This window comes from Paraherbaspirillum soli, from assembly GCF_042654985.1.
GTDB lineage: Bacteria > Pseudomonadota > Gammaproteobacteria > Burkholderiales > Burkholderiaceae_D > Paraherbaspirillum > Paraherbaspirillum soli.
Map to the genome: position 1 here is coordinate 73,355 of NZ_JBHSMT010000030.1, position 24,141 is coordinate 97,495.

The window sequence follows — 24,141 nt, forward strand, 5'->3', positions numbered from 1 at the left end:
CGACTAGAGCCTCCCCTTCAGGATTCAGACTTCAAGCCACTTCTTCCTGACCCCAGCATCCCCGCGCAAATCCTGCGGCGTGCCGGCAAACACGATCTGCCCATGCCCCATCACCAGCACGCGGTCGGAAATCTCCAGCGCTATCGCCAATTTTTGCTCAACCAGCAACACCGACACGCCCTGCGCTTTCAAGCGCAGCAAACAGTCGGCCACCAGCCTGACCATCTGCGGCGCCAAGCCCTCGGTCGGCTCGTCGACCATGATCAGGGCGGGCTCGCCCATCAGGCTGCGGCATAAGCTGAGCATCTGCTGTTCGCCGCCCGATAACAGGCCGGCACGGGTATCGCGGCGCGACGCCAACGCTGGAAACATGTGCAGCATGGCGTCAAGCGAGCCGCACCCTTGCAAGCCGCGCTTCAGGCCCAGCAGCAGGTTCTGCTCCACCGTCAAGCTTGGGAACACCGCCCGTTCTTCCGGCACATAAGCCAATCCGTGCCGGGCAATCCGGAATGTCGGACATCCGATCAACTGCTGCCCGTTGAAGCGGATGGAGCCACTGGCGCGCACCAGCCCCATCGCGGCCTTCAGCGTGGTTGAACGGCCGGCGCCATTGCGGCCCAGCAAGCTGACGATTTCTCCCGTTCCGACCCGCAAGTCGACGCCATGCAACACATGGCTTTGCCCGTAAAACGCATGCAGCCCGGCGATCTCGAGTAGCGCACTCATGGCCAGCCCCCCTCGCCCAGATAGGCCGCCTGCACCGCAGCGTTGCGGCGAATCGCGGCCGGCGTGTCGCAAGCGATGATCTGCCCATCCACCAGCACCGCGATCCGGTCCGCCAGTTCAAAGACCACGTTCATATCGTGCTCGACCATCAGCAAGGTTTTGCCGCTGCTGATTCGACGGATCAACGCCACCGCCGCGGCGGATTCGTCGCGGCTCATGCCGGCGGTCGGCTCATCCAGCAACAGCAGGTCGGTGCCGCCGGCGATGGTGATGCCGATTTCCAGTGCCCGCTGTTGCGCGTAACTCAGCGAGCCGGCCAAGGCATCGCGGCAGGAACTCAGGCCGATCTGTTCCAGCACTTGCGCGGTGTTCCGGCTGGCGTCGTGCAAGCCGGACAAACGCCGCCAGAATGCATAGCGATAAGCCAATGGCCACAGTAGCGCGACGCGCAGGTTTTCCTGAACGCTCAATTGCGGAAAAATATTGCTCACCTGAAAGCTGCGCGCCAAGCCGCGACGATTGACCTGGAACGGCGTCAACCCTGCGATGCTGCGGCCGTGCAGCAAAATTTCGCCGCTGCTCGGCGCCGCACGGCCCGATATCAGATTGAATAAAGTGGTCTTGCCGGCGCCGTTCGGGCCGATCAAAGCCAGCCGTTCGCCTTGCTGAAGTTGCAAGTCGACGCCGCAAATAATCGCGCTATTAGCGACCTTTTTGTGTACATCTTTCAATGCCAGAACAGTCGCGCTCATCATCGCCGCTCCTCGATCAGCGCCGCCAGCCTGCTCCGGAAACGCGGCCCGGCGCAACGCAAGACCAAAGCTGCCGCCGCCATAGCCGCGGCACACAGGATCATCCAGCCATACGGATAAGGACTAGTCGGCAATCCATCGCTGATGCCCGACCCATGCCGGTAAACAATTTCAATCAATGCCACGCTGGCGCCTGACAGCAGCAACATGGCGCCCGCCATCAGGAACAATGGTTTTGCCAGTCGGACCCACTGGCGCAACTCCAGCCGGCGCATGACCGCTACCGACGACACCATCACCCCGGCCATGCCGCCCGGCGCAAACAGCACAAGCCCCATGAACAACAAACCAAGATATAGCTGCCAGGCGCGGGTATAAGTCGATAGCAGCGCCGTAAACAACACCCCGACCACCGCACCGATCAGCGGCCCGAAGAAGGTGCCGATGCCGCCGATAAAGGTAAACAACAGGATTTGCGCCGAGCGCAGCAAGCCCAGGTTTTCGGCGCTGGCGATTTCCACGTTGATGGCCGCCAGCGCCCCGGCGATACCGGCGAAGAAGGCCGACAGGATGAACATCAGATAACGCACATGGCGTGGGTCGTAGCCGATGAAGGCGGCGCGCTCGGGATTCTCGCGCACCGCATTGGCGATCCGTCCCAGCGGCGTCCGCGTCAATCCGAACATGGCGGCAGTACAGACAAAAAGCCAGCCGGCGATCAGGTAATACACCTGCAGCTGCGACCCAAAGTCGATCCCGAACCACGCCGGCCCAAGCACACGGTCGGTGCTGATGCCGCCCTCGCCCCCAAAAAAAGCCGGAAACATGAAAGCCCCGGCCGTCACCAACTCGACCAAAGCCAGGCTGATCATCGACAAGGCGGTGCCGGACCTGCGCGTCGTGACAAAGCCGAATAAGGCGCCGCACAGCGCCCCCGCCATGCCGCCCAGCAGCGGAATGCAGAGCAGCACCGCAGCGGATGCCCCCGCCATCCGGTTCATTGCATGCACCGCGGCAAACGCCCCCAGCCCGGCATACACCGCATGACCGAAGGACAGCATGCCCGCCTGCCCCAGCAACATATTGAACGACAGTGCCAGGATCATCATGCTGCCGCATTGCGCCAGCAGCGACAGCGCCGCATTCTGCGGAAAAACCAGCGGCGCGCCAAGCAATGCCAGCGCAAAACCGCCCCAGGTCAGCCGGCGCAGTGTATTTACATGCATGCCGTCATCCTTCACGCACGCCAAGCAAGCCGCGCGGCCGCGCCAGCATCACGATAATCAATAACAGGTAGGGCAGGATGGGCGCGACCTGCGCCACTGTCAGTTGCAACAACGGATAACCGCTGGCGGCCGCATCGACCCGGATACCGAAGTGCGCCAAAGCACTCAATAAAGAAACATCCAGCGCCACCGCATACGTCTGTGCCACCCCGATCAACAAGGACGCCACAAAAGCCCCGGCCAGCGAACCCAGGCCGCCGACCACCACCACCACGAAAATAATGCTGCCGACCCCAGCCGCCATGCCCGGCTCGGTCACGAAGGCGTTGCCGCCCACCACCCCGGCCAGCCCCGCCAATGCGCAACCGGCGGCAAACACCAGCGTATAAATGCGCGGCACGTTATGCCCCAGCGCCTCGACCATCTGCGGATGGCTCAATGCCGCCTGAACCACCAGGCCGAGCCGCGAGCGCTTCAAAAACAGATACGTCGCCAACAAAATCAGCAGCGCCAGCAGCATCATGAAGCCCCGATACAGCGGGAAAGCGGTGCCGTACAAAGTGAACAAGGCGCTATCCAGCTGCGCCGGAACCGCATAAGGCAAGGCCGACTTGCCCCACACCAGTTGCACCAGTTCGACGATCAGGTAGGACAGGCCGAAGGTGAACAGCAACTCCGGCACCTGACCGTAGCGATGCACATGGCGCAGCCCGAAGTGCTCGACCAGCGCCCCGAGCGTCCCGACCAGCAGCGGCGACAGCACCAGCGCCGGCCAGAATCCGAGTTTGACGCTGATCGCATAGGCGAAATAAGCGCCCAGCATATAAAAGCTCGCGTGCGCAAAATTCAGCACTCCCAGCATGCTGAAGATCAGCGTCAGCCCCGCCGACAGCAGAAACAACAGCAGTCCATAGCTGAGGCCGTTCAGCAAAGTGATTAAAGTGAATTCCATGCGATGGAGCGAGCTGGCTGATGATGATTCATAGGGTGGCGACGCAGATTGAAGGACAGGTAAACAGGTCCGGCATTTTACCGGCTTGCTCGGCGAAAATATTTTCGTATTTTTACCTTGGTAATATTGACGCCCACATTACACCCGGGTAATATCTGCGACATACTCTTATTTTGAGAAAGGTTTTTCAGATGAACCAGCACACAGAACGTCCCGTCATCGCCTTTGCCGGCCCGCACCGCATCGCTTCCGGTCAATTGGCTTTGGTAGCTTTAAAGGTAAAAGAGCTGATCGATCGCAACGAATCCGCACCCATCCTGATCTTCGACGACATCACCAGCGAACCGGTCGAAGTCGATTTTCGCGGCACCGCGGAGCAAGTGGTGCAACGACTGTCGGTCGCCGAAGCGGCAGTTGAAAAAGCCGCGCCGGAAGACGCGCAGGAACCGGCACGCGGCCCAGGCCGGCCGAAGCTGGGCGTGATCGGGCGCGAGGTCACGCTGCTGCCGCGGCATTGGGACTGGCTCAACAGCCAGCGCGGCGGCGCCTCGGTAGCCTTGCGCAAACTGGTCGAGGATGCCAAGCGGCGCAGCGACGGCCGCGACCAGATCCGCCGCGCACAGGAATACGCCTACCGCTTCATGTCGGCCATGGCCGGCAACCAGCCCGATTTTGAAGAAGCGAACCGCGCTTTTTTTGCCGGCGACCAGGCCGGATTCGAACGCTTGGTCGAGGCTTGGCCGGTCGATATTCGGGAGCATGCCAGGACCCTGGCAACGCGCAGCTTTCAGCAGCCGAGCGCCGAGTAACAGCACGCAACCAATTCAGCGGAATAAGCCATGACAAATATCCAAACAGTTCACCTTATCTATGGCCCGCTCGGTGCGGGCAAATCGACTTATGCACGAAAAATCGCAGCTGAGACAAGCGCCGTTCGTTTTTCAATCGATGAATGGATGCACACCTTATTTGGCGATGACCAGCCTGCTCAAAAGGACTCGGCGTGGATCAACTGGGCCATGACGCGTGTCACGCGTTGCGAAACGCTGATCTGGTCAAGCAGCATGCAAATCCTGACGTCAGGACGGGACGTGATCCTTGATCTTGGCTTGCTGCGTGCAACCGACCGCGATCGCCTGAGTTCCCTGGTCGAGGCAAGCGGTCATCGGGTTTTGCCCTGTTTTGTCGACGCGGATCGCAGCGTACGCCGGCAACGTGTATTGCAGAGAAACGTGGAACAGGGCGACACCTATTCGTTCGACGTGACACCAGCGATGTTTGATGCGATGGAAATGTTTTTCGAGCGGCCGACGGCAGAAGAGCTGCGCCGCTCAATCAAAACTTTGCCGTCAAATTGAACGGTGTAAGTAGTTTTGTGCCGTCCGTCACTAAGAAGATCTTGGACCAAGCCCTAAAACAAGCCCAGCTGCCCGGACGATTTCTCCCGCTCGGAAGGAACATACGGCCGCCTGAAGCGCGTCGCATCCAATCTCGCAAACGAGCCGCCGCGCTGCGCCAGCCCGCATCTGATCAGCGCTTTCTCAAACCGTTGCCGCAGCAGATCGGCCCAGATCCCCTCGCCCCGCATCCTGGTCGCAAAATCGGCGTCATATGCCGCGCCGCCGCGCATCTCGCGCACGCGGTTCATCACGCGCTTGGCGCGGTCCGGGAAATGCGCGTCAAGCCACTGCTGGAACAACGGCTCAACCTCCCACGGCAGGCGCAATACGACGTAATTGGCCAGTACCGCGCCGGCTTCGGCGGCGGCTTCGATCACCCGTTCCAGGTCGGGTTCGGTGACAAACGGGATCAATGGCGCGACGCTGACGCTGACCGGGATGCCGGCCTCGGCCAAGGTCTTGATCGTCCGCAGCCGGCGTGCCGGCGCAGCGGCGCGCGGCTCCAGCGTACGCGCGATGACCGGGTCCAGCGTGGTGAGCGTGACCGCCGCCAGCACCTGCCGCTTGCGCGCCATGCTGGCCAACAGGTCGATATCGCGTTCAATCAGCGACGATTTGGTAATCAGCGCCACCGGATGATCGCAATCATGCAGCACCTGCAAAATTTTCCGCGTCAGGCCCAGCTCACGCTCGCACGGCTGATAGGCATCGGTGTTGACGCCGAGCGCAATCGGCTCGGCCACATAGGACGGCTTGGCCAGCTCGCGCAACAGCAATTGCGGCGCATTCACCTTGGCGAAAATACGGCTCTCGAAATCCAGTCCCGGCGACAGGCCGAGGTAGCTATGCGTAGGCCGGGCGTAACAATAAATGCAGCCATGTTCGCAGCCGCGATACGGGTTCAACGACACGCGAAACGGCAAATCCGGCGAGGCATTGCGGTTCAGGATGCTCTTGGCCTGCTCTTCGGTGACGATGGTGCGCAACGGCGCCGGAGAATCGTCCTGTTCCGCCTCTACCGCCCAGCCGTCGTCAAAGTTCTCGCGCTGCTCGACTTCGTAACGCCCCTGCATGTTATTGGTCGCGCCACGCCCTTTGCGCGGAGCGACCGGGGCTTGAAAGGTTATGGGCTGGGATAGCGGGTTTGCTTGTTTGATTGACATTGGCACACCATATACTGTATGTTCATACAGTATATTAGCGTAAAAATCGGTGATAGATACATTGGAATTTCAACGGTGAGACTGATGCTTGAAGCAACGCCATGCCATCTTGCATTCCATCCCATGCTTTTTCACTTCTATCCCTTTGTTTCCGCAGATTATCGCAATAACATACCGTGCGGCAATTTTCTTCTCTACAGTAGCGGCACGCACTTATCACTGGAGCAGGCAGACCAAAATAAAACCAGCTGAAATCATTAAAAAATCCCGCATTAGGGAAGCTCTCAAAAAAATCGTTTGTAAGGGAAACTGGATGCGTTTACTTAAGATTATCGGCGGCTTGCCCCTGCTGTCCGTGATTGCCGGTTGTGTTGTCGGGCCCGCCTACCAGGCGCCGTCGCCGGCTGCTTCATCTCACGCTGTATTGCCGCAATTTCAGACCAGTCTGCCGAAGCACTCGGCACCAGATGATGGCACCGCGGACTTGACCCGGTGGTGGGGCCAATTTGACGATCCGCTGGTGGCCGAGTTGGTCGATGCGGCGCAGACCACCAGCCCTACCCTGGCCCAGGCACTGGCCCGTATCGCACAAGCACGCGCCAATGCAAGCTCTTCCCGCAGCGCACTGTATCCGTCGCTAGCCGCCAATGCCAACAGCACCCGCAGCAAATCGCCCAGTTCCGGCGCCAGCGTGGTCAGCACCAGCAGCAGCGCGAGCCTCGACGCCAGCTGGGAAATCGACCTGTTCGGCGGCAAGCGCAAGTCTGCCGATGCTGCCAATGCGCGCCTGTCGGCACGCAGCGCGGATTGGCATGGCGCACGGGTGTCGCTGGCCGCGGAAGTCGGCACCACCTTGGTCAATTACCGCGCCTGTATCGCGACGGCGGCGATGCTGGCGCAGGATTTGCAGTCGCGGGAACAAACGGCGCAGCTGACCATGCTCAAGATCAAGGCCGGCTTTACCGCGCCGGCCGACGGCGCATTGATCAATGCATCGGCTGCCGATGCGCGGCAACGGCTGATCTTGCAGCGCGCCGACTGCGACCTGGATATCAAGGCCTTGGTGGCGCTGACCGACATCGCCGAGCCGGACTTGCGCGCAAAACTCGCTGCCAACGACCGCATACCGCAGCCGCGCGGCATCATCGTCGATGCGGTGCCGGCCCAAGCCCTGACGCAGCGTCCCGACATCGCGGTGGCCGAACGCGAACTGGCGGCAGCCGGCGCCGACATCAATGTCGCGCAAGCCAATCGCTATCCGCGCGTGTCGCTGCTCGGCAGCATCGGCATCGCGGGCTTGCGATTCGACGGCCAGAACAGCCATTCAAATACCTGGTCGTTCGGGCCGTCGATCAGCCTGCCGCTGTTCGATGCCGGCCGCCGCAAGGCGGAAGTCGACCTGGCGCAAGCCCGTTATGACGAAGCCTATGCCGGCTATCAATTGCAAGTGCGCAGCGCAGTGCGTGAAATCGAGGAAGCATTGGTGCGCTTGGACGCGGCAGCCCGGCGCGAGGACGATGCGGCAGCGGCAGCCCGCGATTATGAACGCTACTACCGCGCCAACGACGACAAATACAAGGCCGGCAGCGGCAGCCTGTTTGAGCTGGAAGACGCGCGCCGCACCTCCCTGGCGGCGCAGCAAACCTTGATCAGCGTCCAGCGCGAGCACGTCGCCGCCTGGATTGCCTTGTACAAAGCATTGGGCGGCGGTTGGCGCAGCGACGCCCAGGTTGCGGCAATGCCGGCGACAGCGCCACATTCCGATCGTTCTTAAACATAGATAAGTAAAGAATATCTGTCATGAAAAAGCTATCTACCAAACAAACGGTTTCCCTCGTGCTGGTCGTCGCCGTAGGGGCTGTCGGGTTCTGGGCCACGACCGCGAATCACGCCAAGCCCGCTGAAAAAGCAGCCGCCACCAAACCCAAGGCCGCATTGACCGTGACCACCACCCAGCCACACAGCGACGACTGGCCGCTCACGCTATCGGCCAATGGCAGCATCGCGGCCTGGCAAGAAGCCGTGGTCGGCAGCGAGTTGGGCGGTTTGCTGCTGGCGGAAGTCAACGTCAATGTCGGCGATGTCGTCAAACGCGGCCAGGTATTGGCGCGTTTCACCAACGAAAGCGTGGCGGCCCAGGTGGCGCAGCAAAAGGCGGCGGTGGAAGAAGCGCGCGCCGCCTTGTCAGAGGCGGAAGCGAATGCCGAACGGGCCCGCACCTTAGCCAACAGCGGCGCCTTGAGCGGACAGCAAACCACGCAATATGTCATCGCTGAACGCAGCACCAAAGCACGTCTGATGTCGGCCCAAGCGCGCTTGGAACTCGAGCAAATCCGCCTGCGCCAGACCCAGGTGACCGCGCCTGACGATGGCGTCATTTCTTCACGCACGGCCACGGTCGGCGCCGTCGCTGCGCAGGGACAGGAGCTGTTCAAGCTGATCCGCAAGAATCGCCTTGAATGGCGGGCCGAAGTCAATGCCAGCGACTTGCTGCTGATCAAACCCGGCCAAACGGTCAAATTACGCGTCACCAATGGCGTCACGGTGGACGGCAAGGTCCGCATGATTGCGCCGACTGTCGATGCGGCTACCCGCAATGCGCTGGTGTATGTCGACCTGCCGACGCCAGGCAGCGCGCACGCCGGCATGTTCGGCAGCGGCCAGTTCGAACTCGGTCATTCCGCCGCGCTGACGCTGCCGCAAAGCGCGGTCGTGATGCGCGATGGATTCAGCTATGTCTATCAACTGCGCAAGGACGATAAAGTCGCGCAAACCAAGGTGACGCTGGGACGCCGCGTCGGCGACCGGATCGAGGTGCTGAACGGCATCACGGCGGCGATGACGCTGGTAGCCAAGGGCGCGGGATTCCTGGCGGATGGCGACACGGTGCAGGTGGTTGCTGCGCCGGCTTCGGTTTCTGCACCTGCACCGGCCGCAAGCGCCGCACCGCTGGCATTGAAATAAGCAAGGACCCATCATGAACTTTTCCTCCTTATCGATCAAACATCCGGTTCCGGCCATTTTATTGTTCATCATGCTCACGGTGATGGGACTGCTGAGCTTCAAAAGCATGTTGGTGCAGGAATCTCCCGATATCGAATTCCCCTTCATCACGGTGAGCATCAGCTTGCCTGGCGCCTCCCCATCGCAGCTGGAAACAGAGGTTGCGCGCAAAGTCGAGAACTCAATCGCCTCGATCGCGGATATCCGCCACATTTACACCACCGTCAGCGATGGCGCCGTCACCAGCACGATCGAATTCCGGCTGGAAAAAGACCTGGCCGAAGCGATGAACGATGTGCACGATGCGGTCAATCGCGTGCGCAGCGACCTGCCGGCTGAAGTGCGCGATCCGATCTACGGCAAAGCCAGCACCTCGGGCCAGCCGATTCTCACCTACACCGTCAAATCCGACCAACTGGACGAAGAAGCCTTGTCCTGGTTTGTCGACAACAACGTCTTCAAAGCCTTGTTGTCGGTGCCCGGCGTGGGCCGGATCGGCAGAGTCGGCGGCGTCAATCGTGAGGTATTGGTCGAACTCGACCCTGCCCGCATGGCGGCCTTGAATGTTTCCGCAGCCGACATCTCGCGTCAACTGCAACGCGTGCAACAGGAAGCGCCGGGCGGCAAAGCCGACATCAGCGGCGCCCGGCAATCGTTGCGCACCATCGGCACCGTCGGCAACGTGACCGAAATCGCGGCCCTGCAAATGGCTTTGCCGGACGGCCGCACGATCCGGCTGGACCAGGTCGCCAAGGTCAGCGACGGCGTCGGCGAGCGTACTGCGATCACGCTACTCGACGGCAAGCCGGTGGTCGGATTTGAAATCACGCGCAGCAAGGGATCCGGTGAAATCACGGTGGCCGATGCGGTACGCAAAGCCATCCATACGCTGAACGAAAAAGAGCCGCACGTCAAAATCAGCGAAGCGTTCAATAACGTCGACGCGGTAGAAGAAAACTACGCAGGTTCGATGTCGCTGTTGTATGAAGGCGCAATCCTGGCGGTGCTGGTGGTCTGGATATTCTTGCGCGACTGGCGCGCAACGCTGGTGGCCGCCGCGGCGCTGCCGCTGTCCATCATCCCGACCTTCCTGGCGATGAACTACCTGGGATTTACACTCAATGGCGTGACTTTGCTGTCGCTGGCCCTGGTCATCGGCATCCTGGTCGACGATGCGATCGTCGAAATCGAAAACATCGTGCGCCATCTGCGCATGGGCAAGACGCCGTATCAAGCAGCGCTGGAAGCCGCGGACGAAATCGGGCTGGCCGTGGTGGCCACCACCTTTACGCTGATCGCGGTATTTTTGCCGACCGCATTCATGAGCGGCATCGTCGGCAAGTACTTCAAGCAATTCGGCTGGACCGCCGCCATTGCGGTCGCGGCATCGCTGGTCGTCGCGCGCTTGTTGACGCCGATGATGGCGGCCTATTTGTTGAAGCCTATCGTGCATCCGAAAAAAGACAGCCGCCTGATGGGCAAATACCTGGCGCTTGCCACCTGGTGCCTGCAGAATCGCGTCAAGACCACCATCATGGCAGCGGCTTTTTTCATCGGCTCGCTGGCGCTGATCCCGTTTTTGCCGACCGGCTTCATTCCGCCTACTGATCGCGGCCAGACCCAGGTCACGCTGGAACTGCCGCCCGGCAGCACCTTGGCGGAAACCCGCGCCAGCGCCGAACAAGCGCGCCAGCTGCTGATGAAAAACAAGGATGTCGATCAGGTCTATAGCGCCATCGGCGGCGACGAAGCGCGCCGCGCGACCTTGACCGTCATGCTGAAGGATCATCCGCAACGCACAAGGAAACAGACCGAAGTCGATATCGAACTGCGCCAGATGCTGACGCAATTACCCGGCCTGCGGGTCACCGTCGGCGCCGGCGGCAACGGCGAAGAACTGCAGCTGTTATTGTCAGGCGACGATCCGCAAGCACTGAGTGCGGTGACGCAAGCGGTGGAACGCGAAATCCGCACCATTCCCGGCCTCGGCAATATCACCTCCAGCATCAGCCTGGTGCGGCCTGAGATCATCGTCGCGCCGAATTTCGCCAAAGCCGCCGACCTCGGCGTCACCGCTGCGGCGATCGGCGAAACCTTGCGCGTAGCGACCGCCGGCGACTATGACCAGTCCTTGGCCAAGCTCAATTTGCCGGAGCGCCAAATCCCGATTCGGGTGCGGCTGCCGGAAGCGGCGCGGCAAGATATGAGCGTACTGGAAAGACTGTCGGTACCCGGTAAAAACGGCAACGTGCCATTGCGTTCGGTCGCAGACCTGCGCTTCGACAGCGGCCCGGCCAGGATAGATCGGATCGACCGCAATCGCCGCGTCATCATCCACGTCGAACTGAACGGCCATGAACTGGGTGAAGTATTAGCCAAAGTAAATGAGTTGCCGAACCTGAAAAACCTGCCGCCCAATGTCAAGCGCGGCGAACTGGGCGACGCTGAAGTGATGCAGGAACTGTTTTCCGGCTTCGGCCTGGCGATGCTGACCGGCGTGCTGTGCGTCTATATGGTGCTGGTCCTGCTGTTCAAGGGCTTCTTGCAACCGGTGACGATTCTGGCGGCCCTGCCATTGTCGATCGGCGGCGCCTTCGCGGCCCTGTTGATCACGCGCAGTTCATTCTCGATGCCATCGCTGATCGGCTTATTGATGTTGATGGGAATCGCGGTCAAAAACTCGATCCTGCTGGTCGAATACGCGATCGTCGCCAGACGCGATCACGGCCTGAGCCGCTTCGATGCCTTGATCGACGCCTGCCACAAGCGCGCCCAACCGATCGTCATGACCACCATCGCCATGGGTGCCGGCATGCTGCCCATCGCCTTGGGACTGGGCGCGGACGCCAGCTTCCGCGCACCGATGGCGATCGCGGTCATCGGCGGCTTGGTGACCTCGACATTTTTAAGCTTGCTGGTGATACCGGTGGTGTTTACCTACATTGACGACCTGCTGGCGTGGGGGAAGCGCAAGTTTGGGCACAAGCATGCCGATGCGAGCGTCCAGGCGGTGATCTCCAAAATGAAGAGCGCCGAAGTACAGCATTAATAATGCGGCGGCCGCTCGTGCGGAACTTGGCCTTCATTGGCCTTGTCCGACGCATCCTTGATTTTCCGGGCCAATGCCGCGCACAGGGTTTCCAACTGGTCTATCTTTTGCTGTTGCTGATAGACCAATTTATTCAATTCATCGAGCAAGTCTTCCTGGTGCGCGAGCTTGCTCTCGATGTCGACGATGCGGTCTTCTGGGTTCACGGCTGGTACTCCTACGGTTTTTGGCAGCCCAGATGATAGCTTAGAGGTGGCCTTAATCGAGGCGTTTATCCGCAAATTGAAAATAGTCTTTGACCCTCACGCGACGTCAGTCTCTACCATTAACTCACGCATAAGAAGAGGAGTGGTCCGATGTTATTACGAGTAGGAGAGTTAGCCAAACGTTGCGGCTTGACGGTGAGAACCCTTCATTACTACGAAGAGATAGGACTGCTGCTCCCTTCTGCGCGTTCCGATGCTGGCTATCGGCTGTACAACCGCATCGACATCGCCCGCTTGCACCAGATTCAGGCGATGCGCCGCATGGGGTTGCCGCTGACCGAGATCGGAACCATTCTGGCGCGGCCGGATACCTCTCTTTCCACCGTCATCGAACAGCAAATCAATATGCTTGACCGGCAAATCGCGCAGACCGCCAATTTGCGCGGCCGGCTGGTCAGGCTGCGTGCGCAGTTCATCGCGGGGAGCGAGCCGGATCTTGCCGATTGGCTGACAACCATGGAGTTAATGACTATGTACGACAAATATTTTTCACAGGAAGAACTCGCACAGCTGCCGTTTTTGATGACCAACGAAACAAGGCATTCGGAATGGTCTGCTTTGGTCGCCGAAGTCGATGCTCTGATGCAAGCTGGCGTCCCTGCTCAGAGCGAGCAGGCGCAGCTGCTGTCCAGGCGCTGGATGTTGATGCTGGAAAGCGATACCGCTGCCAATCCGAAGTTGCTGGTGCAGCTTAACGCGATGCATCTGAACGAACCGGCGATGCAGGCACAGACCGGCATCTCGTCCGAGATGGCGGACTACGTCCTGGCGGCATTTGCGGAGAGCAAATTGGTGGTGTATCAAAAATATCTGTCACCCGCCGAGTTTGCTTACATGAGAAAACACTACGGCCAACGGATGAAAGAATGGCCTCCGCTGATCGCCGAGGTCCGCCAAGAAATGGCGCTGGCCACGGCGCCGGACGATCCCAAGATGCAGCGTCTGGCGCAGCGCTGGCTAGAGCTGTTTCGCGCTTATGCCGGCGACGATCCTGCGACCCACTTGAAAATTCGAAACGCCCTTGCAAACGAGCCGAGCTTGTTGGCAGGCACCTGGGTCACGCCCGAGGTGACGGCGTTTCTTGGCAAAGCGATGGCTAGTCTGAGCGCGGCTTAAGCGCAGTGTTGGTTGGGCTGCAAAGCCCAACCGTTTTCAAATCGCTGGAGCCAGCCCGAGATGCGTAGATGCGTAGGTCGGAAAAGCGTAGCGCCTTCCGACGGCGTGAATCGCATCAGCCGGTCAAGCCCTTGGCTCTTTTCGGCGATGCATCCAACGTCGGAAGGCGCTGCGCTTTTCCGACCTACTTGACTTAACGACGCTCTTTCAAGTGCTTGGCATTACGACGCTCAATATCCTCAACGGCCGTTTCCGCCAGATCGCCGCAAGCGTCGATCGCAAACAACATCAACCGCTCGCGGGCGGTGACGCTCAGCAGCGGCGGGTGTGCCGGGTCGGCATAAATGCCGCTGGCCAGGTCGGTGGCGTGGATCAGTTCCAGACAGGTTTGGATGCCCAAGCAGTAGTTTTTGGTTTTGGATGAGCGTAGCGCGTCCGCATCGTGCCGCAACGCTTCGACCAGCCAGGAGAACGGCTTGTGCAGGGCTTCGGGTTCAGGTGTGTCGCGTACAGGTGGGAAGATGAAAGTTTGATCCGGCTTTTTGGCATAGGTCATGCGGGCTCCTTTTGCGGCGGGTTTTCCGCCCTTCATCGGCTGACGAAGGAGGCGGGCGCAAGGCAGGGGTAAGAAACCGGCGTGGAGCACCATAAACCGGCAGGGCCCGAAGCCCTCCCTACCAAGGCCCGCCATAGAAGACGCACATTGATAGGGGCAGACGAAAAAAAACCGCTCGGGAGCGGCTGTCTGCCCGGTACATCCACAACTCTGGTTCTTACGCCAGGCCGCTTTTTCTTGCGACGAAAGGAAGATAGCGCAGTTCTTATTGAAATTCAAACACTATTTTTGCTGTCGACGACGCTGGCAATCGGAGCGACCGCAAACTGTAGCTCACCGGGGTCAGAGTTTTTTTACGCGGGTTTTTGCGTAAAAAAACTCTGACCCCGCTGAGCGGACTACGGAGTGAAGACGGTTGTATTCGTGTGTCGTTACTTAAAACGGCCACTACTCCGTAGCCCGTCACTCAGAAACTGAAGTCAGTCCCACCACGACGAACAATTCATCCACTTCTGCACTGATATACTCCGCCCCACTTTGCCGTGCGAATCACCGCGTTCAGTTATCGCGTGAAGCCAAAACCTAATCATTCCATCGAACGTAGAACTTACAAATGACGCGTGACCAGACAACGGCATTAATGAACAACACAAAGTGGAATGAAATCCGCCTTGCCATGAACGCCATTTGCCCATCACCACAATACAGAACACAGTGCATTGATAACCAATATGTGTCCGGCTGGGACCATGACTGGCTTTATCACTTCCCTATTGGCGGTTACGACGGTATCGAGTGGCTAGAGATTTCATGCGATACACCGCAACAAAAAGCCGCCGTTCTGAAGGCTTTATGCACCATTCATGTGCCAGGAAAATGCTCCGGAAACGGGTGCTTTGTCTATGGCTACGGAACTGTGGGCAGCGTAATTAACTACCTATAACGCCAACAAATCACCCGACTGCTCTAATGCAGACATTGCACTTGATTGATGACTCAGGAATTCAATCGCCACTGGCAATCTGGTCTAGAACATATTTGAGCCAGATGTCATCTGAACCGCCAATTTCTTCGTATTGTTTTGTATCCGGCGCTATGCCAAACAAAACCAGATAAGTTTTCCCTGGCGTGAAAGCCGGTGGAATTACGGAGCAGTCACCATTGATACCAAGACGCCCCGAACCTTTCCAAAAATTGCCTTCTGAATGACCGCTGAAGTTTGTCATCCAATCACCAGCTTTAGGTAGTCGGCAAGTTATTCGCAAGTCTTCCGGAGTTCGCCCTTTGAGGGTTCGAACAACTTTAAATTGACACTCTTCGCGTACTGTTGTCGGGGCGATTGCCTGCAACAATACAATCGAACTCGCCTCACGAACCAATGCATTATGAGGGCGGCCTGCATTCGGCGGCATGGTGAAGCATGCTAACGAATTGCTGCTTATAAGCACAAAAGAAAGCAACCAACTCCTCATTCGCCACCTGCCCCCGCTGACTTCGTTGAGTGAGGTTCCATTGCCTACTTTTACATTCATGACTTCACGCTTTGAGCATTGCGACATTGCAATGCCCGCGATTATAGTTGCTCGTCTCACTGGCTATGCGGCGAAGAGCGAAGAACTTCGCACCAAACATTGTGCGAGTTCTCGATAGCCTGGAGCCGGATGATATGTTGCAAGACAATTTAAGAATTTCACCAATTGCCAATTGTGCATTTCCTGACTAGCATCCCGAATCTTGAAAACCGATTAACGATTCGCGCGCAAGGCATAGTGAGCGCACAGGAGAAACTTGATGGCAAAACCAGCAGCAAGGGTCGGCGACCCGCTGTCGCACGGCGGCAGCATCATCAAAGGTTCATCCAATGTCTTCATCAACAGATTCTGTTTTGGGCAATAGCATGAGGCGATTTACAGCTGCCTTCTCAGGCTTTGCATTTGGGTTATTTTTATCGTGGCTCTGTCTCTATAGTTTTAGCCACATTAATTGGCCAGTATCAAACATACCCGTTCAAGGGTGCAACGACATTGAGCATTGTCAAAAGCACTGGTGGACATATCCTTTGTTCTTCGGAACATTATTCGGACCGGCCATATTTTTTGGATTGCTAAATGCAATGGCATGGAGACATTGGGCAGCACACAAGTGGGTATCGGTTTTTGGGTTATTCGTAGTACTGACGGTCGCTTTTTATTCGCTAGGGTATCTGGTCCCACTGCTGCGTGGATACCTGGGGCACTGACAATCCCTACGACGGGTAGGAGAACTACAGGCGAGGCGGGAATTTTGCTTAAGTAAGCAGAGCCGCTCGGTCATCCACACATGCGAACGACCGCGGTCAAAGGGGCATTACAAGACTAAGGGAGTTGCATCAAACCGCGTCAGGACCGGTTTCGCCAGTACGGATACGAATAACCTGTTCGACATTGCGCACGAAAATCTTGCCGTCGCCGATCTTGCCGGTGCGGGCCGCCTTGATGATGGCATCCACTGCGCTCTCGGCCAGCGCATCGTCGATCACCAGTTCGACTTTTACTTTCGGCAGGAAATCAACCACGTATTCGGCGCCGCGATACAGCTCGGTATGCCCTTTTTGGCGGCCAAAGCCTTTGACTTCAGTCACGGTCAGGCCGGTCACGCCGACTTCCGCCAGCGCTTCACGGACCTCATCCAGCTTGAAGGGTTTGATAACGGCAGTAATTTGTTTCATGGCAGTTCTCCTTTAGGCAATAAACATTAATCTTCGCATCGTATTCACGGGCACAAAACGACAACCTTACGACAAAAGCCGCCACCGCATCAAGGCGTGGCCTATCAATATCAATCGCGGAACTTGGACGTAATCGGATAACGCCAATCGCGGCCAAAAGCGCGGTGCGTGACCCGGATCCCGACCGGGGCCTGACGCCGCTTGTATTCGTTGATCTTGATCAGCCGGGTAATGCGCTCGATATCTTCGCGGCGATAACCAGCTGCTGCTATCTCGTCCGCGCTGCGATTTTCTTCCATGTACATCTGCATGATTGCGTCCAGCACTTCATACGGCGGCAGCGAATCCTGGTCGGTCTGGTCGGGCCGCAACTCGGCCGATGGGGCGCGGGTCAGGATGCGGGTCGGGATCACCTCGGACAGCGTATTGCGGTACGCACACAAGCGATACACCAGCGTCTTGGCAATATCCTTGATCACCGCAAAGCCGCCCGCCATGTCACCATACAGGGTGCAATAGCCGACCGCCATCTCGCTCTTGTTACCGGTGGTCAGCACAATCGAGCCGAATTTATTCGACAGCGCCATCAGCAGGGTGCCGCGAATCCGCGCCTGGATGTTTTCTTCCGTGGTGTCCTCGGCCAGCCCCTGGAACTCGTTTGCCAGCGTCCCCTTGAACGCCATAAAGCAGTCGTTGATCGCTATTTCGTCATAGCGCACACCGAGGCGCTGCACCATGTCGCGCGAATCGACCCATGAAATTTGGGCGGTATACGGCGACGGCATCATGATGCAGCGGACTTTGTCGGCGCCCAGCGCATCGACCGCAATCGCCAAGGTCAGCGCCGAATCGACGCCGCCCGACAAGCCGAGCAAGACGCTGGGGAAACCGTTTTTGCCGACATAGTCGCTGACCCCCAGCACCAGCGCCTGATACACCTGCGCCTCGACCGACAGCTCGGATGCGATTTGGGCAGGCAGCGGTGCCGCACCGTCGAATTCGACAATCTGCAAATCCTCCTGCGCGTGCTGCAGTCGGGCCGCGATCCGGCCCTGCTGATCCAGCACGAAGGAATTGCCGTCGAAAATCAATTCATCCTGGCCGCCGATCAGGTTGGCGTAGACCAGCGACAAGCCCTGCGCGGTGACATTGGCGCGCATCACGTCATAACGCAGATGCTGTTTGTTCATGTGATAAGGCGAGCCGTTCGGGACCAGCAACACTTGCGCGCCGGCGGCACGGGCGCGGGCCGGAGCATGCGCGAACCAGGTGTCCTCGCAAATATTCAAGCCGAAGCGGACGCCCTTGACGTCAAACACCAGCGGCGCATCGGCCGATGAAAAATAACGTTTCTCGTCAAACACCGCGTCGTTCGGCAATTCATATTTGCGATAAGTGCCGAGCACGCGACCGTTGACCAGCACCGATGCCGCGTTGAAGCGCGACCCATCCTGCAGCAGCGGATGGCCGACCACCACATGCAGATCGCGCAGCTCGGCCAGATCGGCGCTCAAGGCCGTCAACGCCTCTGCCGTTTTTGCGTAGAATGCCTGACGCAGCAACAAATCCTCGGGCGGATAGCCGACCAGCGACAATTCCGGCGTCAATACGATATCGGCGCCCTGCTCGGCGGCGCGGCGTGCAAATGCGGCGATTTTGGCGCGATTGCCGGCGAGGTCGCCGACGGTACTATTGATTTGGGCGATGGCGACTTTAACTGTCATGGCGATAAGGTAATGGCAACGAGTTTGTGAATGAAGTAATGAAACCGGGCAATGAAACGAAGCGATGAATACAGCTAAAGATCCAGAAGGTGTTGTCGACAATGTTGCCAATCATGTCTTTAATGAAGCTAGCAACGAAGCTGATAATTATCGCACGTGTATCGTTTCTTCCCTGAGCGAAATCGGCCAGTCCGCATGGGATGAATTGCTAGACTTGCAAGCCGACGCCAATCCCTTCCTGTCATTCGCCTTCCTGCATGCACTGCATGAAAGCGGCTGTGCCTCCGAGAAATCCGGCTGGCAGCCGCAGTACCTGACGTTGTGGGACGACACTAGCGACAACCCGCAGTTGCTGGCAGCGCTGCCGCTGTATGCCAAATACCATTCTTACGGCGAATACGTGTTCGATTGGGCCTGGGCCGATGCCTATCAGCGCAGCGGGCTGGAGTATTACCCCAAGCTGCTGTCGGCCATCCCGTTCACGCCGGTCACCGGCAGTCGACTGCTGGCGCGCAATGCGGCGGCCGCTGCGGCTTTGATCGCGGCGCTGCAGCGACTGCGCCAGGACAGCCAGACCTCCTCCACCCATATTCTGTATCCGCCCGCCGAGCAGGCCAGCGCGTTGCAACGGGCCGGCTTTCTGCTGCGCAGTGGGGTGCAATTCCACTGGCTCAATCCCGGTTATCGCGACTTCGATGAGTTTCTCGACACGCTGGAACGCAAGAAGCGCAAAAATATCCGCGCCGAGCGGCGCAAAGTGGCCGATGCCGGCATCAACTTCCGGCACGTGCGCGGCGTCGATGCATCCGAAGCCGACTGGCGATTTTTCAACCGCTGCTATCGGCATACCTACGCGGCGCATCATTCAACGCCCTACCTGAACCTGGATTTCTTCCTGCGCATCGGCGCCGCCATGCCACGCAATATTTTGCTGATCGTGGCTGAGCGCGACGGTCGACCGATTGCGTCGTCGTTGTTGATCCATACCGAGCAAACCTTGTACGGCCGCTATTGGGGCGCGATGGAAGAAGTCCCCTGCCTGCATTTTGAGACCGCCTATTACCAGCCGCTGGAGTTTTGTATCGCACAAAAAATCCAGTGTTTTGAAGGCGGCGCCCAGGGCGAACATAAAATGGCGCGCGGTTTCCTGCCGCAAAAAACCTGGTCCGCGCATTGGCTGGCGCATCCTGATTTTTCCGACGCGGTGGCGAATTTCCTGGCGCGCGAAACGAACGGCATCGAAGCTTATATGGATGAGTTGAACGACCGCAATCCGTTTCGCACCGCCCCATCCGCCTGACCAAGACGTCACTGCCACCACCGATTTCATCACTACCCGCACCCGACCACGCCATGCAGCCAAGCGATATCCTCCTAGCCCTATTGACCGTCACCATCTGGGGTTTTAATTTCGTCGTCATCAAGGTCGGACTGGGGGGCTTGCCGCCGCTGCTCTTTTCCGCTTTGCGCTTCACTTTTGCGGCGCTGCCGTTGGTGTTTTTCATCAAGCGGCCGGCGATTCCATGGCGTCTGCTGATTGCTTACGGCATATTCCAGTTCGCGCTGCAATTTGCGTTGCTGTTCTCCGGCATGCAACTGGGACTCGGCGCCGGACTAGCGTCGCTGGTGATCCAGCTGCAGGCATTTTTCACGATCGGACTGGCGGTTTTGGTGCTCGGCGAACGGCCGCTGATTCCGCAATTGCTGGGCGCATTGATCGCTTTGGCCGGCATGCTGCTGGTGGCTTTGCATCTGGAAGCGAAGGCAACCGTGATCGGCTTCCTGATGGTGATCGGCGGCGGCTTCAGCTGGGCGGCGGCGAATATCGTCACCAAGAAAATCGGCAAGGTCAACCCGCTGGCGATGATGGTGTGGGGCTCGCTGGTCGCAGCGCCGCCGCTATTGCTGGCATCCGCAGTGCTCGAAGGCCCGGCGGCCTGGAGTACGGCCTATACCCATTTCCACTGGCTGTCGGCGGCGGCGGTATTGTTCCAGTCTTATCCCAACACGATTCTCGGCTTCGGCATCTGGTCGCTGCTGATGCGCAAATATCCGGCCGCCACCGTCGCCCCTTTTTCATTGCTGGTGCCGCTGGTGGGGATGCTTAGCGCCGCACTGGTGCTGGACGAGCAATTACAGTGGTGGAAAATTGTGGCCGGCTTGCTGGTGTTGAGCGGCTTGGCGTTGAATCAGTTTGGCGGCCGTTTGATGCTGATGATCAGGGCCGTCAGATAATTAAAAAATGCGGAAATACAAACGACTGCGTGAGAGTTACGCAAAGGGTTGGTAATGGGTGATCGGGATTTGCTAACGTAGGTTGTGATTAAGCCGAAGGCGAAGCCCAACATTTTTCAACTACGCTCTGGCATCAATGTAGGACGCATAAGCGCAGCGTTCAGTTATTAATTAGTCGGCGTTAGCTTGCTTCTTGCAATTGACCCGGGCAAACGCCAGGGTGCTATCCAACATCTGTTGCTTGCCGACGGTATTCGGATCGAGCGCCTTGACGGTATCGATCACCGCACGGGTTCTCACAATCGACATAAAATACTGACTTGGCTGGCATCAGCGGTCATGCAGAAACCTCAACCGTTACCAGGACTACCCAAGTAATGAATGCCCCCGCAACAATACTTCCCCACTCCCCGCTCGACCGCCTGACATTCGGCAATTCTTTTGCCGCGCTGCCGCCATCGTTTTATACCCGCCTGATGCCGACGCCACTGCCTGCGCCGTACCTGGTGGATACCAGCGCCGGCGCCGCGGACTTGATCGGACTTGATCCGGCGGCATTTGCCGACGATGAATTTATCCAGGCTTTCAGCGGCAATCGCCTGTTGCCCGGTTCGCAGCCGCTGGCTGCGGTGTATTCCGGCCATCAATTCGGCGTCTGGGCCGGGCAACTTGGGGACGGTAGGGCCATCTTGTTGGGCGACGTCGCCGGCAACGATGGCGGACGTTTGGAATTGCAACTCAAGGGATCGGGTATGACGCCCTACTCGCGCATGGGCGATGGGCGCGCCGTGTTGCGCTCGTCGATCCGCGAATATCTGTGTTCGGAAGCGATGGCGGCGCTCGGCATCCCTACTTCACGCGCCTTGTCGGTGATCGGCTCCAATCAACTCGCGATGCGCGAGACACAAGAGACCACTGCGGTAGTGACCCGCATGGCCCCCAGCTTCGTGCGCTTTGGCTCGTTCGAGCACTGGTATTACAACAATCAGCACGACGCCTTGAAAACCCTGGCCGATTATGTGATCGCCCAGTCTTATCCTGAACTGCTCGATAGCGACAATCCGTATCAGGCGCTATTGGCCGAGGTCACGCGCCGCACCGCACACCTGATGGCGCAATGGCAGGCAGTCGGCTTCATGCATGGCGTGATGAATACCGACAATATGTCGATCCTGGGACTGACCTTGGATTACGGCCCGTTCGGCTTCATGGAAGCCTACGATCCGCGCCATATCTGCAATCACACCGACCAGCAAGGCCGCTATTCCTATCAGATGCAGCCGCAAATCGGCCACTGGAATTGCTTCGCACTGGGACAGGCGCTGCTGCCATTGATCGGCAGTGTCGAGGCGACCGAAGAGGCGCTGAAACACTATCAGGCGCAATATGCCGCCAAACTGGACGACTTGCTGCACGCCAAACTCGGCTTGCAAACCAGGCAGCCTGACGACGACAAACTGTTCGACGCCATGTTTGGGGTGATGCAAGCCAGCCATGTGGATTTCACGCTGTTTTTCCGCAGTCTGGGTGAATTGCGCCAGGACGATCCGGCCAGCGATACCGTTTTGCGTGACTTGTTTATCGACCGCGCCGGCTTTGACGCCTGGGCGTTACAATACCGGGCGCGCCTGAAAGCGGAAAACAGCCAGGATCAGGCGCGCAAGCTTGCGATGCATGCGACCAACCCCAAATACGTGCTGCGCAACTACCTGGCGCAAATCGCCATCGAAAAAGCGCAGAATAAGGACTTTTCGGAAGTGCGCAAGCTGCTGCAGATTCTTGAAAAACCGTTCGATGAACAAGCCCAGCATGCACAATATGCGGCCCTGCCGCCAGACTGGGCCGGCGCGCTGGAAGTGAGTTGTTCGTCATAAACGTTGGAGACATCATATGAGCAATGAAAAAGTCATCAAAACCGACGCCGAATGGCGTGCCGAGCTGGGGCCGATGGAATATGAAGTGACCCGCCACGCGGCGACCGAACGCGCATTCAGCGGCCGCTTCTGGGATCATCACGAACACGGGATTTATACTTGCGTCTGCTGTAACACGCCGTTGTTCGAGTCGGACGCCAAATTTGATTCCGGCTGCGGTTGGCCCAGTTATTTCAAAGCCATCAATCCTGATAATGTCGACGAGCGCGTCGACCGCAGTCATGGCATGATGCGCACTGAAATTTTATGCAAGGTATGCGACGCCCATCTCGGCCATGTGTTTCCGGATGGACCGCCGCCGACCGGTTTGCGTTATTGCATTAATTCGGCGTCGTTGCGTTTCACGCCGACAAATTAAACCAACATCGTTTTATTTAGATTAAAAGAAATCACACATGAAGTTTCTGTTCGACCTGTTCCCGACCATTCTTTTCTTCGGCATATTCAAGTGGGGCGAAGGTAGTCCCGATGCTGCGCAAGCGCTGGTCAGTCATTACTTATCGGGCATCGTTTCCGGCGGCGTGGTGACCGCGGCCCAGGCTCCGGTGCTGCTGGCGACTTCGGCTGCAATCGCGGCCACCGTGGCGCAGATCAGCTATCTTCTGGCACGTCGTAAAAAAGTGGACAAGATGCTGTGGATTTCGCTGGTGATTATTTCCGTATTCGGCGGCTTAACCATTTACTTCCATAACGATACCTTTATCAAATGGAAGCTGACCGTACTGTACTGGGCGTTTGCGACGGCGTTGCTGGTCAGTCAGTTCATCCTCAAGAAAAACCTGATTCGCACCATGATGGAAAAACAGATCGCGCTGCCGGAACCAATCTGGCAGCGAGTCGGTTTTTCCTGGGGTATTTTCTTTGCGCTGATGGGCCTGTTGAATCTTTATATCGCCTTCAATTTCTCGACCGCGACCTGGGTTAATTTCAAACTGTTCGGCGGCATGGGTTTGATGTTTGCATTCATTATTGCCCAGAGCATTATGTTATCGAAATACATCAAGGACCCGGAATGAATAATCGCCCTGATGCACGTCTTGATACGATTCGTAACAACCTCATCGCGACCTTCGCGCCGCAGGAATGTATAGTCGAGGATGAATCGGCAATGCATGCAGGACATGCCGGTGCCGCCTCCGGCGGCGGTCACTATAAGATACGCATTGTCTCCATAGTTTTTGAAGGACAAAATCGCTTAAATCGGCATAGGCTGGTGTATGATTGCCTGGCTGACATGATGCAAACTGAAATTCATGCGCTGGCAATCAATGCGCTGGCTCCATCCGAAATAAAAACGTCTTAAACTACGCAAATAAAAATTTGTCTGGCAAT

At 58.1% G+C, this 24,141-nt stretch carries 24 protein-coding genes; 13 read left to right on the plus strand and 11 right to left on the minus strand.

Annotated features, from left to right (window positions below):
* Nucleotides 1-24 precede the first annotated feature (24 nt).
* The 4 genes from ACFPM8_RS20335 to ACFPM8_RS20350 are packed head-to-tail and all read right to left on the minus strand — an operon-like array spanning nt 25 to nt 3,656.
* Nucleotides 25-726, minus strand: a complete 702-nt coding sequence (locus ACFPM8_RS20335) for an ABC transporter ATP-binding protein (RefSeq protein WP_379000399.1) — start codon at nt 724-726, stop codon at nt 25-27.
* Nucleotides 723-1,478 carry an ABC transporter ATP-binding protein gene (locus ACFPM8_RS20340; RefSeq protein ID WP_379000402.1) on the minus strand — a complete coding sequence of 252 codons (756 nt, stop codon included), beginning with the start codon at nt 1,476-1,478 and terminating at the stop codon, nt 723-725. The genes ACFPM8_RS20335 and ACFPM8_RS20340 overlap by 4 nt, the downstream gene beginning before the upstream one ends.
* On the minus strand, nt 1,478-2,704 hold the full coding sequence (locus tag ACFPM8_RS20345) for a branched-chain amino acid ABC transporter permease (RefSeq protein WP_379000405.1): 1,227 nt from the start codon (nt 2,702-2,704) through the stop codon (nt 1,478-1,480). The genes ACFPM8_RS20340 and ACFPM8_RS20345 overlap by 1 nt, the downstream gene beginning before the upstream one ends.
* Before the next feature lie 4 nt (nt 2,705-2,708).
* Nucleotides 2,709-3,656 carry a branched-chain amino acid ABC transporter permease gene (locus ACFPM8_RS20350; protein ID WP_379000408.1) on the minus strand — a complete coding sequence of 316 codons (948 nt, stop codon included), beginning with the start codon at nt 3,654-3,656 and terminating at the stop codon, nt 2,709-2,711.
* Between the two features lie 191 nt (nt 3,657-3,847).
* On the opposite strand from ACFPM8_RS20350, the gene ACFPM8_RS20355 reads away from it, so the two are divergent.
* Both ACFPM8_RS20355 and ACFPM8_RS20360 read left to right on the plus strand, forming a co-directional pair.
* Nucleotides 3,848-4,465: a DUF2239 family protein gene (locus ACFPM8_RS20355; protein WP_379000411.1), complete on the plus strand. Its 618-nt coding sequence runs from the start codon at nt 3,848-3,850 to the stop codon at nt 4,463-4,465.
* Between the two features lie 30 nt (nt 4,466-4,495).
* Nucleotides 4,496-5,014, plus strand: coding sequence for a P-loop nucleotide/nucleoside kinase family protein (locus ACFPM8_RS20360; RefSeq protein WP_379000412.1), 519 nt, complete (start codon nt 4,496-4,498; stop codon nt 5,012-5,014).
* Between the two features lie 53 nt (nt 5,015-5,067).
* Here the strand turns inward: ACFPM8_RS20360 and ACFPM8_RS20365 are convergent, their stop codons facing one another.
* Nucleotides 5,068-6,219 (minus strand): PA0069 family radical SAM protein, encoded by a 1,152-nt coding sequence (locus tag ACFPM8_RS20365; protein ID WP_379000414.1) that lies wholly within the window; start codon nt 6,217-6,219, stop codon nt 5,068-5,070.
* A gap of 313 nt (nt 6,220-6,532) precedes the next feature.
* On the opposite strand from ACFPM8_RS20365, the gene ACFPM8_RS20370 reads away from it, so the two are divergent.
* From ACFPM8_RS20370 to ACFPM8_RS20380, 3 genes are read left to right on the plus strand one after another with little or no spacing between them, the layout of a single operon-like run.
* Nucleotides 6,533-7,993: an efflux transporter outer membrane subunit gene (locus ACFPM8_RS20370; RefSeq protein WP_379000416.1), complete on the plus strand. Its 1,461-nt coding sequence runs from the start codon at nt 6,533-6,535 to the stop codon at nt 7,991-7,993.
* Nucleotides 7,994-8,019: 26 nt separating this feature from the next.
* Complete coding sequence (locus tag ACFPM8_RS20375) at nt 8,020-9,183, plus strand: efflux RND transporter periplasmic adaptor subunit (protein ID WP_379000418.1); 1,164 nt, start codon at nt 8,020-8,022, stop codon at nt 9,181-9,183.
* Nucleotides 9,184-9,196: 13 nt separating this feature from the next.
* The gene (locus ACFPM8_RS20380) at nt 9,197-12,271 is read left to right on the plus strand and encodes an efflux RND transporter permease subunit (RefSeq protein ID WP_379000421.1); all 3,075 of its coding nucleotides are present in this window, start codon (nt 9,197-9,199) and stop codon (nt 12,269-12,271) included.
* On the opposite strand, the gene ACFPM8_RS20385 is transcribed toward ACFPM8_RS20380, so the two are convergent.
* Nucleotides 12,268-12,477 carry a SlyX family protein gene (locus ACFPM8_RS20385; RefSeq protein WP_379000423.1) on the minus strand — a complete coding sequence of 70 codons (210 nt, stop codon included), beginning with the start codon at nt 12,475-12,477 and terminating at the stop codon, nt 12,268-12,270. The genes ACFPM8_RS20380 and ACFPM8_RS20385 overlap by 4 nt on opposite strands.
* 150 nt (nt 12,478-12,627) lie before the next feature.
* On the opposite strand from ACFPM8_RS20385, the gene ACFPM8_RS20390 reads away from it, so the two are divergent.
* Complete coding sequence (locus tag ACFPM8_RS20390; protein WP_379000425.1) at nt 12,628-13,653, plus strand: MerR family transcriptional regulator; 1,026 nt, start codon at nt 12,628-12,630, stop codon at nt 13,651-13,653.
* Nucleotides 13,654-13,846: 193 nt separating this feature from the next.
* Here the strand turns inward: ACFPM8_RS20390 and ACFPM8_RS20395 are convergent, their stop codons facing one another.
* Nucleotides 13,847-14,209 (minus strand): hypothetical protein, encoded by a 363-nt coding sequence (locus ACFPM8_RS20395; protein WP_379000428.1) that lies wholly within the window; start codon nt 14,207-14,209, stop codon nt 13,847-13,849.
* 613 nt (nt 14,210-14,822) lie between these two features.
* On the opposite strand from ACFPM8_RS20395, the gene ACFPM8_RS20400 reads away from it, so the two are divergent.
* Nucleotides 14,823-15,152, plus strand: a complete 330-nt coding sequence (locus tag ACFPM8_RS20400) for a DUF6678 family protein (RefSeq protein WP_379000430.1) — start codon at nt 14,823-14,825, stop codon at nt 15,150-15,152.
* Nucleotides 15,153-15,213: 61 nt separating this feature from the next.
* Here ACFPM8_RS20400 and ACFPM8_RS20405 read toward each other — a convergent pair whose 3' ends face one another.
* The 3 genes from ACFPM8_RS20405 to ACFPM8_RS20415 form a co-directional block, all read right to left on the minus strand.
* Complete coding sequence (locus ACFPM8_RS20405; protein ID WP_379000431.1) at nt 15,214-15,741, minus strand: hypothetical protein; 528 nt, start codon at nt 15,739-15,741, stop codon at nt 15,214-15,216.
* 836 nt (nt 15,742-16,577) lie between these two features.
* Nucleotides 16,578-16,916, minus strand: coding sequence for a P-II family nitrogen regulator (locus ACFPM8_RS20410; protein WP_379000433.1), 339 nt, complete (start codon nt 16,914-16,916; stop codon nt 16,578-16,580).
* A 110-nt stretch (nt 16,917-17,026) separates the two neighbouring features.
* The gene (locus ACFPM8_RS20415; RefSeq protein WP_379000435.1) at nt 17,027-18,640 is read right to left on the minus strand and encodes an NAD+ synthase; all 1,614 of its coding nucleotides are present in this window, start codon (nt 18,638-18,640) and stop codon (nt 17,027-17,029) included.
* A 64-nt stretch (nt 18,641-18,704) separates the two neighbouring features.
* Here ACFPM8_RS20415 and ACFPM8_RS20420 point away from each other — a divergent pair, with 64 nt between their 5' ends.
* Together ACFPM8_RS20420 and ACFPM8_RS20425 are read left to right on the plus strand one after the other, a co-directional pair.
* Entirely contained in the window at nt 18,705-19,940 is a 1,236-nt protein-coding gene (locus tag ACFPM8_RS20420; protein WP_379000437.1) for a GNAT family N-acetyltransferase, read from the plus strand.
* Nucleotides 19,941-19,993: 53 nt separating this feature from the next.
* On the plus strand, nt 19,994-20,875 hold the full coding sequence (locus ACFPM8_RS20425) for an EamA family transporter (RefSeq protein ID WP_379000439.1): 882 nt from the start codon (nt 19,994-19,996) through the stop codon (nt 20,873-20,875).
* A 171-nt stretch (nt 20,876-21,046) separates the two neighbouring features.
* Here the strand turns inward: ACFPM8_RS20425 and ACFPM8_RS20430 are convergent, their stop codons facing one another.
* Nucleotides 21,047-21,184, minus strand: a complete 138-nt coding sequence (locus ACFPM8_RS20430; protein ID WP_379000441.1) for a hypothetical protein — start codon at nt 21,182-21,184, stop codon at nt 21,047-21,049.
* A gap of 68 nt (nt 21,185-21,252) precedes the next feature.
* Between ACFPM8_RS20430 and ACFPM8_RS20435 the strand changes: the two genes are divergently transcribed.
* The 4 genes from ACFPM8_RS20435 to ACFPM8_RS20450 are packed head-to-tail and all read left to right on the plus strand — an operon-like array spanning nt 21,253 to nt 24,112.
* On the plus strand, nt 21,253-22,749 hold the full coding sequence (locus ACFPM8_RS20435; protein WP_379000444.1) for a protein adenylyltransferase SelO: 1,497 nt from the start codon (nt 21,253-21,255) through the stop codon (nt 22,747-22,749).
* A 16-nt stretch (nt 22,750-22,765) separates the two neighbouring features.
* On the plus strand, nt 22,766-23,167 hold the full coding sequence (gene msrB / locus ACFPM8_RS20440; protein ID WP_379000446.1) for a peptide-methionine (R)-S-oxide reductase MsrB: 402 nt from the start codon (nt 22,766-22,768) through the stop codon (nt 23,165-23,167).
* A gap of 37 nt (nt 23,168-23,204) precedes the next feature.
* Complete coding sequence (locus tag ACFPM8_RS20445; protein WP_379000447.1) at nt 23,205-23,825, plus strand: septation protein A; 621 nt, start codon at nt 23,205-23,207, stop codon at nt 23,823-23,825.
* The gene (locus tag ACFPM8_RS20450; RefSeq protein WP_379000449.1) at nt 23,822-24,112 is read left to right on the plus strand and encodes a BolA family protein; all 291 of its coding nucleotides are present in this window, start codon (nt 23,822-23,824) and stop codon (nt 24,110-24,112) included. The genes ACFPM8_RS20445 and ACFPM8_RS20450 overlap by 4 nt, the downstream gene beginning before the upstream one ends.
* The last annotated feature ends 29 nt before the right edge of the window (nt 24,113-24,141 follow it).

Coding starts and splice junctions, on each gene's coding strand:
- ACFPM8_RS20335 (WP_379000399.1), bottom strand. CDS start 726: ATGAGTGCGCTACTCGAGATCGCCGGGCTGCATGCGTTTTACGGGCAA.
- ACFPM8_RS20340 (WP_379000402.1), bottom strand. CDS start 1,478: ATGAGCGCGACTGTTCTGGCATTGAAAGATGTACACAAAAAGGTCGCT.
- ACFPM8_RS20345 (WP_379000405.1), bottom strand. CDS start 2,704: ATGCATGTAAATACACTGCGCCGGCTGACCTGGGGCGGTTTTGCGCTG.
- ACFPM8_RS20350 (WP_379000408.1), bottom strand. CDS start 3,656: ATGGAATTCACTTTAATCACTTTGCTGAACGGCCTCAGCTATGGACTG.
- ACFPM8_RS20355 (WP_379000411.1), top strand. CDS start 3,848: ATGAACCAGCACACAGAACGTCCCGTCATCGCCTTTGCCGGCCCGCAC.
- ACFPM8_RS20360 (WP_379000412.1), top strand. CDS start 4,496: ATGACAAATATCCAAACAGTTCACCTTATCTATGGCCCGCTCGGTGCG.
- ACFPM8_RS20365 (WP_379000414.1), bottom strand. CDS start 6,219: ATGTCAATCAAACAAGCAAACCCGCTATCCCAGCCCATAACCTTTCAA.
- ACFPM8_RS20370 (WP_379000416.1), top strand. CDS start 6,533: ATGCGTTTACTTAAGATTATCGGCGGCTTGCCCCTGCTGTCCGTGATT.
- ACFPM8_RS20375 (WP_379000418.1), top strand. CDS start 8,020: ATGAAAAAGCTATCTACCAAACAAACGGTTTCCCTCGTGCTGGTCGTC.
- ACFPM8_RS20380 (WP_379000421.1), top strand. CDS start 9,197: ATGAACTTTTCCTCCTTATCGATCAAACATCCGGTTCCGGCCATTTTA.
- ACFPM8_RS20390 (WP_379000425.1), top strand. CDS start 12,628: ATGTTATTACGAGTAGGAGAGTTAGCCAAACGTTGCGGCTTGACGGTG.
- ACFPM8_RS20395 (WP_379000428.1), bottom strand. CDS start 14,209: ATGACCTATGCCAAAAAGCCGGATCAAACTTTCATCTTCCCACCTGTA.
- ACFPM8_RS20400 (WP_379000430.1), top strand. CDS start 14,823: ATGACGCGTGACCAGACAACGGCATTAATGAACAACACAAAGTGGAAT.
- ACFPM8_RS20405 (WP_379000431.1), bottom strand. CDS start 15,741: ATGAATGTAAAAGTAGGCAATGGAACCTCACTCAACGAAGTCAGCGGG.
- ACFPM8_RS20410 (WP_379000433.1), bottom strand. CDS start 16,916: ATGAAACAAATTACTGCCGTTATCAAACCCTTCAAGCTGGATGAGGTC.
- ACFPM8_RS20415 (WP_379000435.1), bottom strand. CDS start 18,640: ATGACAGTTAAAGTCGCCATCGCCCAAATCAATAGTACCGTCGGCGAC.
- ACFPM8_RS20420 (WP_379000437.1), top strand. CDS start 18,705: ATGAATACAGCTAAAGATCCAGAAGGTGTTGTCGACAATGTTGCCAAT.
- ACFPM8_RS20425 (WP_379000439.1), top strand. CDS start 19,994: ATGCAGCCAAGCGATATCCTCCTAGCCCTATTGACCGTCACCATCTGG.
- ACFPM8_RS20430 (WP_379000441.1), bottom strand. CDS start 21,184: ATGTCGATTGTGAGAACCCGTGCGGTGATCGATACCGTCAAGGCGCTC.
- ACFPM8_RS20435 (WP_379000444.1), top strand. CDS start 21,253: ATGAATGCCCCCGCAACAATACTTCCCCACTCCCCGCTCGACCGCCTG.
- msrB (WP_379000446.1), top strand. CDS start 22,766: ATGAGCAATGAAAAAGTCATCAAAACCGACGCCGAATGGCGTGCCGAG.
- ACFPM8_RS20445 (WP_379000447.1), top strand. CDS start 23,205: ATGAAGTTTCTGTTCGACCTGTTCCCGACCATTCTTTTCTTCGGCATA.
- ACFPM8_RS20450 (WP_379000449.1), top strand. CDS start 23,822: ATGAATAATCGCCCTGATGCACGTCTTGATACGATTCGTAACAACCTC.